General features: G+C 71.9%; 11 protein-coding genes. 5 read left to right on the top strand and 6 right to left on the bottom strand.

Features of this window, described 5'->3' with window-relative positions:
- The 3 genes from IE312_RS05810 to hemB all read left to right on the top strand — a co-directional run.
- A partial coding sequence (locus tag IE312_RS05810; protein ID WP_229899127.1) for a uroporphyrinogen-III synthase occupies positions 1-1,170 on the top strand: 1,170 nt, incomplete at its 5' end.
- A 149-nt stretch (positions 1,171-1,319) separates the two neighbouring features.
- The gene (locus tag IE312_RS05805; protein ID WP_189978926.1) at positions 1,320-2,075 is read left to right on the top strand and encodes a hypothetical protein; all 756 of its coding nucleotides are present in this window, start codon (positions 1,320-1,322) and stop codon (positions 2,073-2,075) included.
- 58 nt (positions 2,076-2,133) lie between these two features.
- Entirely contained in the window at positions 2,134-3,126 is a 993-nt protein-coding gene (gene hemB, locus IE312_RS05800; RefSeq protein WP_189978924.1) for a porphobilinogen synthase, read from the top strand.
- A gap of 28 nt (positions 3,127-3,154) precedes the next feature.
- On the opposite strand, the gene IE312_RS05795 is transcribed toward hemB, so the two are convergent.
- Both IE312_RS05795 and IE312_RS05790 read right to left on the bottom strand, forming a co-directional pair.
- Positions 3,155-3,955, bottom strand: coding sequence for a DUF4253 domain-containing protein (locus tag IE312_RS05795; RefSeq protein ID WP_189978922.1), 801 nt, complete (start codon positions 3,953-3,955; stop codon positions 3,155-3,157).
- Between the two features lie 70 nt (positions 3,956-4,025).
- Positions 4,026-4,415: a VOC family protein gene (locus tag IE312_RS05790; protein ID WP_189978921.1), complete on the bottom strand. Its 390-nt coding sequence runs from the start codon at positions 4,413-4,415 to the stop codon at positions 4,026-4,028.
- A gap of 72 nt (positions 4,416-4,487) precedes the next feature.
- On the opposite strand from IE312_RS05790, the gene IE312_RS05785 reads away from it, so the two are divergent.
- Positions 4,488-5,456: a helix-turn-helix transcriptional regulator gene (locus IE312_RS05785; protein WP_189978919.1), complete on the top strand. Its 969-nt coding sequence runs from the start codon at positions 4,488-4,490 to the stop codon at positions 5,454-5,456.
- 31 nt (positions 5,457-5,487) lie between these two features.
- On the opposite strand, the gene argS is transcribed toward IE312_RS05785, so the two are convergent.
- Positions 5,488-7,251, bottom strand: coding sequence for an arginine--tRNA ligase (argS, locus tag IE312_RS05780; protein WP_189978917.1), 1,764 nt, complete (start codon positions 7,249-7,251; stop codon positions 5,488-5,490).
- A gap of 128 nt (positions 7,252-7,379) precedes the next feature.
- Between argS and lysS the strand changes: the two genes are divergently transcribed.
- Positions 7,380-9,119, top strand: coding sequence for a lysine--tRNA ligase (lysS, locus tag IE312_RS05775; protein WP_189978915.1), 1,740 nt, complete (start codon positions 7,380-7,382; stop codon positions 9,117-9,119).
- 66 nt (positions 9,120-9,185) lie between these two features.
- On the opposite strand, the gene IE312_RS05770 is transcribed toward lysS, so the two are convergent.
- From IE312_RS05770 to IE312_RS05760, 3 genes are all read right to left on the bottom strand, one after another.
- On the bottom strand, positions 9,186-10,454 hold the full coding sequence (locus IE312_RS05770; protein ID WP_189978913.1) for a DUF2637 domain-containing protein: 1,269 nt from the start codon (positions 10,452-10,454) through the stop codon (positions 9,186-9,188).
- Positions 10,455-10,582: 128 nt separating this feature from the next.
- The gene (locus tag IE312_RS05765) at positions 10,583-11,518 is read right to left on the bottom strand and encodes a DUF3558 domain-containing protein (RefSeq protein ID WP_189978911.1); all 936 of its coding nucleotides are present in this window, start codon (positions 11,516-11,518) and stop codon (positions 10,583-10,585) included.
- 111 nt (positions 11,519-11,629) lie between these two features.
- Positions 11,630-12,285: DUF3558 domain-containing protein (locus IE312_RS05760; protein WP_229899125.1), on the bottom strand; the 656-nt coding region annotated here is incomplete at its 5' end.

Genomic DNA, 12,285 nt, shown 5'->3' with positions numbered 1-12,285 from the left:
GACCGCTGCTGGACGGAGGTCGGCGCCTCGGACGGCACGGTCGTCGTCTCCACGACGCTGGACTCGGTGGCCGCCGCGGCCGGCGAGCTGGTCTCGGCGGGCCGCAAGCCCGACACCCCGCTGACGGTGACGGTCGCCGGTACGACGACCCGGCAGCGGACCTGGACGGCGACGCTCGGCACGATCGCGCAGACGCTGAAGCAGGCGAAGGTGCTGCCGTCGCCGGACGGCGGCCGGCCGGTGATAGCCGTGGTCGGCGAGCGCAGCGCCGCCGCCCGGCGCGACCAGCTGTCGTGGTTCGAGTCCAAGCCGCTGTTCGGCTGGAAGGTGCTCGTGCCGCGCACGAAGGAGCAGGCGGCGTCGCTCTCCGACCAGCTGCGGTCCTACGGTGCCGTGCCGCACGAGGTCCCCACCATCGCGGTGGAGCCCCCGCGCACGCCCCAGCAGATGGAGCGTGCGGTCAAGGGCCTGGTGACGGGCCGGTACGAGTGGATCGCGTTCACCTCCGTCAACGCGGTGAAGGCGGTCCGGGAGAAGTTCGAGGAGTACGGCCTCGACGCCCGTGCCTTCGCGGGGATCAAGGTGGCCGCGGTGGGCGAGCAGACCGCGAAGGCGCTGGTCGCCTTCGGCGTGAAGCCCGACCTGGTGCCGAGCGGCGAGCAGTCGGCGGCCGGCCTCCTGGAGGACTGGCCCCCCTACGACCCGGTCTTCGACCCGATCGACCGTGTCTTCCTGCCCCGCGCGGACATCGCCACCGAGACCCTGGTGGCCGGTCTGATCGAGCTGGGCTGGGAGGTCGACGACGTCACGGCCTACCGCACGGTCCGCGCGTCGCCGCCGCCGGCGGAGACCCGCGAGGCCATCAAGGGCGGCGGCTTCGACGCGGTCCTGTTCACCTCGTCCTCCACGGTCCGCAACCTGGTCGGCATCGCGGGCAAGCCGCACAACGTGACGGTGATCGCCTGCATCGGCCCGGCCACGGCCAAGACGGCCGAGGAGCACGGTCTGCGGGTGGACGTGATGGCCCCGGAGCCGTCCGTGCACAAGCTCGCGGAAGCGCTGGCCGACTTCGGCATGAAGCGGCGCGCCGCCGCGCTGGAGGCCGGCGACCCGGTGACCCGGCCGAGCGAACGACGGCCGGGTGCGCGCAGGCGCCGCTCCACGACGTGACCTCCGGCTGACGCCGTCCTCAGGGGTGCCCGGGCTTCTGCCGGGGCACCCCTGAGGCGTACGGCAGGAAGGTCGCCCACGCGTCGGGGCCCTCGTGCGCCGAGCGGAACCGCCCTCCCGGTCGCCGGGGCTCTGCCATGCTGGTCGGTATGGGTGGGGGAGATCGCCGGGGGCGCTCCGAGGACGGCACGCCCTGGTTACGCCGGCACGCCGTGGCGCTGCTGGTGACGTGTACCGGGGTGGGGGCAGCGGTTCTGCACATGCTGGCCCCCGGTCTGAACATCGACGGCATCGTGGTGATGCTGCTCGCGATCGCCGTGGTGCCGTGGCTCGGGGAGCTGTTCCGGAGCATCGAGGTACCGGGCTTCGCCCGGATCGAGTTCCGCGACATCGAACGCCGCATCGCGGACGTCCAGCGGACGGCGAACGCCGCGCTCGTCGGTGACGGCCCCGGCGCGGACGACGCCGCGGCGTGGGACACGGTCAGGGAGCTGGCGGCCGAGTACGTGAACGTACGCCTCGAACAGCCGGGCAGCCGTGCCCGGACCCAACGCATGGACAGGATCTTCGCCCGCCTGGTGCGCGCGGCCCAGCGCGTGCCCGACTTCGACGCCCGAGGGCTGCTCGCCTCCCAGGACGCCGGACTGCGCCTGGCGGCCTACGCGCGCCTGTACGCACTGCCCGAGCAGGGCGCGCTGGTCCCACTGGCCGACGCCGCGATCGCCGAGCCGCTCGCCTTCAACCAGTACTGGGGCCTGCGGGCGGTCGAGAGCGGTGTGGCGGACGGAGGAGCGGCACACGTACCGATCGGAGCGGCCCGTCGCCTGATGGAGTTCCGTGCCCGGGCACCGCGGGGCCACGGGGAGGTGGTCGACCGGATCCTCGCCGAGATCGACGAGCGCTGAAGGGACACCCGACATCCCGTCGGCAAAGGCCCCGGCCGGGCGGGCGTAGCGTAGGGGCATGACGAAGTACGGATCGTTTCCCGGTACGCGTCCCCGACGGTTGCGTACCTCCCCCGTCATGCGCCGTATGGTCGCCGAGACCCGGCTGCACCCCGCCGATCTGATCCTTCCGGCGTTCGTCCGGGAGGGAGTCGGCGAGCCGGTGCCAATCGGGTCGATGCCCGGGGTCGTGCAGCACACCCGGGACAGCCTGAAGAAGGCCGCCGCGGAGGCCGTCCAGGCGGGGGTCTCCGGGATCATGCTGTTCGGCGTGCCGGAGGACGGCAAGAAGGACGCCCTGGGCACGGCCGGCACGGACCCGGACGGGATCCTCCAGGTCGCCCTGCGCGACGTCCGGGCCGAGGTCGGCGACGACCTGCTCGTCATGTCCGACCTGTGCCTGGACGAGTTCACCGACCACGGGCACTGCGGGGTCCTGGACGCCGAGGGCCGTGTCGACAACGACGCCACCCTGGAGCGGTACGCCGAGATGGCGCAGGTGCAGGCCGACGCCGGTGCCCACGTCGTCGGCCCGAGCGGCATGATGGACGGTCAGATCGGCGTCATCCGCGACGCGCTCGACCAGATCGGCCGCGAGGACGTCGCGATCCTCGCCTACACCGTCAAGTACTCGTCCGCCTTCTTCGGCCCCTTCCGCGAGGCCGTCGCCTCCTCCCTCAAGGGCGACCGCAAGTCCTACCAGCAGGACCCCGCGAACTGGCGCGAGTCCCTGAAGGAGCTGGAGCTGGACCTGGCCGAGGGTGCCGACATGGTCATGGTCAAGCCGGCCGGTCCCTACCTCGACATCCTCGCCCGGGTCGCGGACGCGGTGGACGTGCCCGTCGCCGCCTACCAGATCTCCGGGGAGTACGCGATGGTCGAGGCCGCCGCCGAGAAGGGCTGGATCGACCGGGACCAGGCGATCCTGGAGACCCTCACCGGCATCAAGCGGGCCGGCGCGCGCAACATCCTCACCTACTGGGCCACCGAGGCGGCCCGGAAGCTGCGCTGACGCACCGCCGGCCCGCGCGGGCGCCGCGTCAGTCCCACCAGAAGGTCCACCTCGTGGCGCCGACCAGCGTCCCCGCGTACGCCCGCAAGGTGGTGGTGCCGCCCGTGGGGCAGAACGCGAGGTGCTCGGCCGCCACCGCCTCGGCCTCCGCCGCGCAGGTCGGCGGGGCCGCGACGGAGACGGCCAGCGTGTCGTAACCGAGTGCCGTGACGCGTATGCCGAAGCGGTCCTCCCAGGAGCGCAGGACCGCGCAGAGCCGGGCCACGTCGTTCTCGTAGTTGAGGGGTCCCGGCCATCCGATCGCCGCCGGTATGTCGGCGGACCGGCGGGCCGGCACCAGGGCGAGGCGCGGCTCCTTCGGCCAGGACCGCGTGCCGTCCGTCAGCTCGTCCGCGACCTGTGCGGCCCGGCTGTCGGGGTCGGCGGCGAGGGAGCAGGCGCCGGCGAGCCCGGGCCAGGCGCTCCCGAACGGCTCGACATGCTCCTCTTCCTCTCCGGCCTCCTCCTCCCAGTACTCCGCGAGGACCTCCTCGGCGTCGTGGTCCCCCGGGTACGACGTGAGCCCCGGGCTCAGCTCCCACTCCTCCGGCCCGGCCATGGCCCCGCCCGCGTCCACGAGCACCGGCAGCAGCCCCGCTCGCCCGGCCGGGGCGCCGAGCATCTTCCAGGTGCCGGGCGCGGCGGGCTTGTCCGCCAGCCACAGCAAGGGCTCGTGCCAGCGCCCTTCGTCCGTCTCGTCGACGAGCCTGCCGGGCGGCAGTTGCAGGCCCAGGGAGCGTCCGCTGGGGTCGGTGGCCAGCCTGGGCAGCGGGTTGGGAAGAGTCGCCATACCGGTGACTGTAGGGGCAGCCACTGACAACGGCCCCCGCCGCCACCGGTGTTGTCGCGCCGGCGGACGGTCAGACCAGCGTGGTGATGCAGAACGGGTGGCCCGCCGGGTCCAGCAGGACCCGCCAGCGGTCCGGCTGCGGCTGGGCCTCCGGCTTGGTCGCGCCCAGCTCCAGCAGGCGGGCCTCGGCCGCCTCCAGGTCGTCCACGCCGACCTCGATGTGGGCCTGCTTCTCCTGGGCCGGGTCCGGCCAGGTGGGCGGGCGGTAGTCGGCCAGGCGGTTGAAGCCCAGGCCCGGCGCGCCGTCCTTGCCGCCGAGGAAGACGAAGTCGTCGGAGGTGTAGGCGACGGAGAGGCCGAACATCTCGCCGTAGAACCGGGACAGTCCGGCCGGGTCGGCGCAGTCGAAGGTGACGGCTGCGTAGCGGAACAGGGGTGCGGAAGCGGTGTCTGTGCTCATGGGGACGACCGTAGGACATGACCCGGACAGGAACGGTCCTGGTCGTCCGGGCCGGTGTGGAAGACTTCCGCCGTGCTGAGCGCCTCCGCCCGTCTGCTGCGTCTGCTCGCGCTGCTCGCCGCCCGGCCCTCCTGGACCTGCGCCGAGCTGGCCGAACGGATGGCCGTCACCGACCGCACCGTGCGGCGGGACGTCGCCAGGCTGAGGGAGCTGGGCTACACCGTCGACTCCGACCCCGGCCCCTGGGGCGGTTACCGGCTGCGGGCCGGCTCGCGCGTGCCGCCGCTGATCCTGGACGACGAGGAGGCGCTGGCCGTGGCCGTGGGGCTGCGGGAGGCCGCGCTCGGCGGAGGACTCGGCGGGGACCAGGCCGCGCTGTCCGCGCTGCTGAAACTGCGGCAGGTGCTGCCGCCCCGGATCGCCGAGCGGCTCGGGGAGTGGGACGACGCCCTGGTCCGGCTGCCCTGGCCCGACGCGCCCCGGCTGCGGCCCGGCGTGCTGCTGGAACTGGCCGCCGCCTGCCGGCGCGGCGAACGCACCCGGCTGTCGTACCGCGACGGGCAGGGCCGGAACACGGTCCGGGACGTCGACCCCTACCGGCTCGTGCACACCGGACGGCGCTGGTACTTCGTCGCCCGGGACGTGGACCGGGGCTGGCGCACCTTCCGCGCCGACCGGGTCGAGCGGCTCCAGTCCACCGGCCGGCCGGTGGAGATCACCGACCCGCCGGACCCGGCGCGGCTCGTCTCCCGCAACACCGCGAACGGCCCCTACCCGATGTCGGCCAGCGTCCGGCTGCCGCTGCCCCTGGCGGACGCCCTGCGGGTCGTGCCCGCCACCGTCGGCACCCACCGCGCCGACGGACCGGACGCCACCGTCGTGGACATCGGCGGTCCGGACGCGGACGGGCTCGCCCGCTACCTGCTGGGCCTCGCCACTCCCTTGCGGGTCCTGGGCCCGGACGCCGTACGGGAGGCCTTCGTGCGCCGCGCGCGGGAACTCCTCGCCGCGCAGACGGCCGACGGCCCGCCCCCGGAGTGAGGGCGGGCCGCCGGCGTCGATCCGTGCCCGGTCAGAGCTTCTCGGGCGTGCGGATGCCCAGCAGGGCCATGCCCTGGTGCAGCGTGCGGGCCGTCACGTCGCACAGGAACAGCCGGTTCTCCACCTGCTCGGGCGAACCGGCCTTCAGGACCGGGCACTTGTCGTAGAACGACGTGTACAGCGACGCCAGCTGGTACAGGTACGCCGTCATCTTGTGCGGGGCGTACTCCGCCGCCGCCTCCCGGACCGTCTCCGCGAAGGAGTCCAGGTGCAGGCCGAGGGCGCGCTCCGCCGCGTGCAGGGCCAGCTCCGGACGGGCCGCGGGACGGACCTCGCCGGCCTTGCGGAGGATGGACCGGATACGGGCGTACGCGTACTGGAGGTAGACGGACGTGTCGCCGTTCAGCGAGACCATCTGGTCCAGGTCGAACTTGTAGTCCCGGTTCGCCGACGTCGACAGGTCCGCGTACTTCACCGCGCCGATGCCCACCTGGGCGCCCCGCTCGGCGATCTCCTCCTCGGACAGGTCCTGGGCCTTCTCGCGGACGACCGCCGACGCGCGCTCGACCGCCTCGTCCAGCAGGTCCACCAGGCGGACCGTCTCGCCCTCACGCGTCTTGAACGGCTTGCCGTCCTTGCCGAGGACCGTGCCGAAGGCCAGCTGCACCGCCGTCACGTCGTCGTTCAGCCAGCCGGCCCGGCGGGCGGTCTCGAAGACCATCCGGAAGTGCAGGGCCTGGCGCGCGTCCACCACGTAGAGGAGGGTGTCCGCCTTCAGGTTGAAGACGCGGTCGCGGATCGCCGAGAGGTCGGTGGCCGCGTAGCCGTAGCCGCCGTCCGACTTCTGCACGATCAGCGGGACCGGGTTGCCGTCCGGGCCCTTGATGTCGTCGAAGAACACGCACAGGGCGCCTTCGGAGCGGACGGCCACGCCCGACTCCTCCAGCAGGCGGCAGGTCTCCGCCAGCATGTCGTTGTACCCCGACTCGCCGACGATGTCCGCGTCCCGGATCTCCATGTCCAGCTTCTCGAAGACGGAGAAGAAGTAGATCTTCGACTCGTCCACGAACTTCTGCCACATGGCCAGCGTGTGCGGATCCCCGGCCTGCAGGTCCACCACCCGGCGCCGGGCGCGCGTCTTGAACTCCTCGTCGGAGTCGAACTTCTTGCGCGCGGCCTTGTAGAGGCGGTCCAGGTTGGACATCGCCTCCTCGCCGCTCACCTCGGCACCGCCGTGGTCCAGCTCGTGCGGGTGCTCGTCCAGGTACTGGATGAGCATGCCGAACTGGGTGCCCCAGTCGCCGATGTGGTGCCGGCGGACCACGTTCTCGCCGGTGAACTCCAGCAGCTGCACCACCGAGTCACCGATCACCGCGGACCGCAGGTGGCCGACGTGCATCTCCTTCGCCACGTTCGGCTGCGCGTAGTCGATGACCGTCGTGCCGGGCCGCTCGGCGGACGGCACGCCGAGGCGGCCCGTCTCGTCCGCGTACCGCGCGGCCAGGTTCCCGGTGATCGCCTTGTCCGCGATCGTGAGGTTGAGGAAGCCGGGGCCGGAGACCTCGACGTCCTGGATCACGTCACCCGTCACCACCCGGGAGACGACCTGCTCCGCCAGCTCCCGCGGGTTCGCCTTCGCCTTCTTCGCCAGCGCCAGGATGCCGTTGGCCTGGAAGTCGGCCCGGTCGCTTCGTCGCAGCAGCGGGTCCGCGCCGGCGGCCTCCGGCAGGGTGGCCGAGAGGGCGGACGCGAGGTGCTGCTGGACGTTGTCGCTGAGGGACGTGACCGAGGCCATAGGTATGGGTGCCGTTCTCCTCGTGGGGATGGATAGACCCAGCCAGTATCCCACGGGGGGTAAAGCCGTTTTCCCGGCCGCGATCCCGTCTGTGAGAATGGAGTGTCACCCCGTTCAGAAAGAAGGACGTGCCGATCGTGGCTCAGAGCACCGAGACCACCGACTGGGTCTCCCGTTTCGCGGATGAGGTCATCGAGGAGTCGGAGCGCCGGGCCCCGGGCAAACCGGTCGTCGTCGCGTCCGGACTCTCCCCCTCCGGGCCGATCCACCTCGGCAACCTCCGTGAGGTCATGACCCCGCACCTCGTCGCCGACGAGATCCGCCGCCGCGGCCACCAGGTCCGGCACCTGATCTCCTGGGACGACTACGACCGGTACCGCAAGGTCCCGGCCGGCATCGCCGGCGTCGACGAGTCCTGGGCCGAGCACATCGGCAAGCCGCTGACCTCCGTCCCCGCCCCCGAGGGCTCCGCCCACCCGAACTGGGCCGAGCACTTCAAGGCCGCGATGACCGCCTCGCTCGCCCAGCTCGGCGTCGAGTTCGACGGGATCAGCCAGACCGAGCAGTACACCTCCGGCGCCTACCGCGAGCAGATCCTGCACGCCATGAAGCACCGGAACGACATCGACGCCATCCTCGACCAGTACCGGACGAAGAAGGCGCCGAAGAAGCAGCAGCAGAAGGCCGTCGACGCGGCCGAGCTGGAGGCCGAGGAGGGCTCCGGCGCCGCCTCCGAGGACGACGGGAGCTCCGGCTCCGCCGGCTACTTCCCGTACAAGCCGTACTGCGGCGGCTGCGGCAAGGACCTGACCACCGTCACCTCCTACGACGACGACAGCACCGAGCTGGCCTACACCTGCACCGCCTGCGGCTTCGCCGAGACCGTCCGGCTGAGCGAGTTCAACCGCGGCAAGCTGGTCTGGAAGGTCGACTGGCCGATGCGCTGGGCCTACGAGGGCGTGATCTTCGAGCCCAGCGGAGTCGACCACTCTTCGCCCGGGTCCAGCTTCCAGGTCGGCGGCCAGATCGTCGGCATCTTCGGCGGCGAGCAGCCCATCGGCCCCATGTACGCCTTCGTCGGCATCTCCGGCATGGCGAAGATGTCCTCCTCCCGGGGCGGTGTCCCCACCCCGGCGGACGCGCTGAAGATCATGGAGCCGCAGCTGCTGCGCTGGCTCTACGCCCGCCGCAGGCCCAACCAGTCCTTCAAGATCGCCTTCGACCAGGAGATCCAGCGGCTCTACGACGAGTGGGACAAGCTCGCCGCCAAGGTCACTGACGGCTCCGCCCTGCCCGGCGACCTGGCCGCGTACACCCGCGCCGTCGGCACCGCCGCCGGCGAACTGCCGGCGACGCCGCGCCCGCTGCCGTACCGCACGCTGGCCTCCGTCGCCGACATCACCGCCGGACACGAGGACCAGGCCCTGCGGATCCTCTCCGAACTGGACCCCGAGCAGCCCCTGGCCACCCTGGACGAGGTACGGCCGCGCTACGACAAGGCCGAGGCGTGGATCAACACGCACGTCCCCGCCGACCAGCGGACCATCGTGCGCGACGAACCCGACACCGACCTGCTCAAGTCCCTCGACGAGGCCTCCCAGCAGTCCGTACGACTGCTGCTCGACGGACTCGCCGACCACTGGTCGCTCGACGGGCTCACCCACCTCGTCTACGGGGTCCCGAAGGTCCAGGCCGGCTTCGCCGCCGACGCCACGCCCAAGGAACTCCCGCCCGAGATCAAGACGGCCCAGCGGACGTTCTTCGCCCTGCTGTACCACCTGCTCGTCGGCCGCGACACCGGTCCCCGCCTGCCCACCCTGCTCCTCGCGGTCGGACAGGACCGGGTACGGCACCTGCTCGGCGCGTAAGCCGCACGACGGACATGACGAAGGGGCCCTCCGCCGGAGGGCCCCTTCGTCATGTCCGTCGTGCCGTCAGGCGATGTGGTCCTCTTCCAGCTCCGCGTTGAAGCGGTTGGTGAAACGATTGACCATGCGCTCCGCGTCCCGTGCGGGAACCGTGAGGCCGAACGTCGCCTCCACCGCCTCGCCGAACTGGTGCGGCGTGGGCAGGCTGCCGTCGATCGACTTGCGGAAGACCTGGTAGTAGTCCTCCTCCGTCGGGTCCGGCTGGGGGACGCCCCCGCCGTCGCCCAGCTCGCGGGTGCGGTTCGGGCCCACCGGGATGGGGAAGCTGCCCGTCTCCTCCGGAGAGGGCTGCTGGAACTGACCCGGCGGCTGCTCCTCGTACCAGTCCCCGTACTCCTCCTCGGGGGCGTACTGGGGCTCCTGCATCATCGGGTCGTACGTCGGGTCGTACCCGCCGTGGTACTCGATCTCCTTCGGCGCCTGGAACCAGGGGCTCTGCTCGTCCGCCGCGGGCTCCTCCGGACGCTGCCCGCCGGCGGGCGCCGCCCGCCCCGGCACGGGCGCGGTCCCGGCCGCACGGGCACCGTCCGCCGCCGCGGCCGGCGCGCCCGCGACCGCGGCGCCCGCCGTCACGGGCTGCGGCTGCCGCACCACCGGAGGCAGCAGCGCCGGCTCGATGCCCGCCGCCGCCAGCCCCGCCGGAGCCGTCTCCGCCAGCGGTACGCCGTACCTCGCCAGCCTCAGCGGCATCAGGGACTCCACCGGAGCCTTCCTGCGCCACGCCCGGCCGAAGCGGCTGCGCAGCCGGGCCTGGTAGACGAGACGTTCCTGCTCCAGCTTGATCACCTGGTCGTAGGACCGCAGCTCCCACAGCTTCATACGGCGCCACAGCAGGAACGTGGGCACCGGGGAGAGCAGCCAGCGGGTGAGGCGGACGCCCTCCATGTGCTTGTCGGCCGTGATGTCGGCGATCCGGCCGACCGCGTGGCGGGCCGCCTCGACCGAGACGACGAACAGGATCGGGATGACGGCGTGCATGCCCACGCCCAGCGGATCCGGCCAGGCGGCCGCACCGTTGAACGCGATCGTCGCCGCTGTCAGCAGCCACGCCGTCTGGCGCAGCAGCGGGAAGGGGATCCTGATCCAGGTCAGCAGCAGATCGAGGGCGAGGAGAACGCAGATGCCCGCGTCGATGCCCACCGGGAACACGTAGGAGAAGTTCCCGAAGCCCTTCTTGATGGCCAGCTCGCGGACGGCCGCGTACGAACCGGCGAAGCCGATGCCGGCGATGATCAAGGCGCCGGTCACGACCACGCCGATGAGAACGCGGTGCATCCGAGTCAGCTGCAGTGGCGCGGCCACTCGTACTCCCCTCCCCTTGCGTGATGTTGCGCGCAACAGAGTGGCACACGTGTGCGGCGAACGCTCTGCCGGTCAGCGGCTACGGCTCCCGGCGGGCCCCCTCAGGCGGCCGACCGGGACGGGGGCGCACTGGACGAAGCCGACGCGGACGGAGCCTTCGACGCCGCCTTGGAAGGCGACTTCGAAGGAGACGCTGACTTCGACGGCTCCGACGGCTCCGACGACCCGGACGGCGAACTGGCCGCGCCGCCCGCGCCGTTGGCCGCCGACACCGACGCCACGACCTCCTTGAGCGCCTTCTGGGCCGCCTTCGTCAGATCCTCCGCGTCCGGCGTCTTCTCACCCGCCAGACCGGCACCGTTGTAGTCCAGCGTCACCACGACGTTCTCCACCCGGGCGACGACCGTCTGCTGCTTGAAGAGGCCTTCCTTCTTCTTCAGGTCGTAGCGCACCGCCGTCGCCTCCGCACCCGTATCCGACAACGGCACGACCTTGGTGTTCTTGGCGCCGTCCACCGACTGGACGTCCTTGGCCTGCCGCGTGAAGTACGCGTGCGCCTGGTCCGCACCCGACCCGCGCGCGGCGTCCGAGTCGAAACGCAGCAGGGAGACCGTCAGCCAGCGGAACTGCGAACCCTTCACCCCGTTGTTGTCGAGGCTGTTCCACGAGCAGGACCCACGCGACGACGGATCGTCCGAACTGCCCTTCTTCGCCGACTTCACACCCTTCGGAACCAGATCCTCCAGGCTCTTCTTCGACAGCACCGCGCACGCGTCGGGAAGCTTCCCGTACGCGGCGGCCTCCACGGTCGGCGACGCACTCGCCGAGGGCGGCGTGCTGCCGCCGCCCGCCGACTGCGTGCTCCCGGCACCGGACTCGGCCTTGGAATCACCCGAGTCCGAGGAACAGGCGGCCGTGATCAGAACCGCGGGAACGGCTGCCGCGCAGACAAGAGCGCGGCGGAGGCGCTTGGCTCGCTGGCTGGGCTGGGCACTGTCGTCTCGCTGGGCTGCTCGCTGCATGGTTCCTTCACTCATGACGCTCGGTGTTCGTGCGGGTTCCTGCGGGGCCACGGTACGCGGTGGGGGAGCCGGGGGTTCTCCGTTCCCGCGCTTTGCGAACCGGGACGGACCCGACCGGCAAACGGATCAGCCGCCCAGCGCGTCATCCAGCCGGGAGGCCAGATTCAAGGCCCTGTCCTGCATTTCCTTGCTGTCCGGCACCGCCCCCACGGCCATCGGCTGCTCCTCGTACTGCAGCGTGACGATGACGTTGGACGTGCGGAACACCACAGTCACGGTCCGCTGTTCGGCCGTCGAACCGGAGGTGTTCAACCGGTCGTCCAGATACGCCTCGTCACCGACGTCGGAGAGCGTGCGGGGCTGCAGATCGGTGGGCGTGGCACCGGACGAGGAGGCGTCCGGGGACCCGGACGAGGAAGTGCCGTCGCCCGCCGCCCCCTTCGGCGGGGCGGACGAGGCCGAGGGCGGACCCGAGGCCGCCGAGGCTCCGGAGGACGAGGGCGTCGGGGACGGCGGTGGCGCGGAGGAACCGCTCGGCGCCGGCAGGTCGGCCGCCGACTCCTGCTCCCCGAACAGCTTCTGCGCCTGGTCGTCGTCGCTGACCGCGTTGTCGTACGACACCACGCGCTCGAAGTCCACCGACAGCCGGTCCGTGGCGTCCGCCGACTCCACCTTCCACCGGCAGCCGACCTTGCGGTCGGTGTCGTAGGTGAGCGCGGCCTCGCCCTCGTACGCCTTCTCCCGCTGGTCCGGGTCCGTGATCCGCGCGATGCCCGGCAGCA

Origin of the sequence: Streptomyces capoamus, from assembly GCF_014654935.1 — a bacterium.
In the GTDB taxonomy this organism is placed as follows: domain Bacteria; phylum Actinomycetota; class Actinomycetes; order Streptomycetales; family Streptomycetaceae; genus Streptomyces; species Streptomyces capoamus.
The sequence above is the reverse complement of the archived record's forward strand: the minus strand, read 5'-3'. Positions and strand labels throughout refer to the sequence as shown.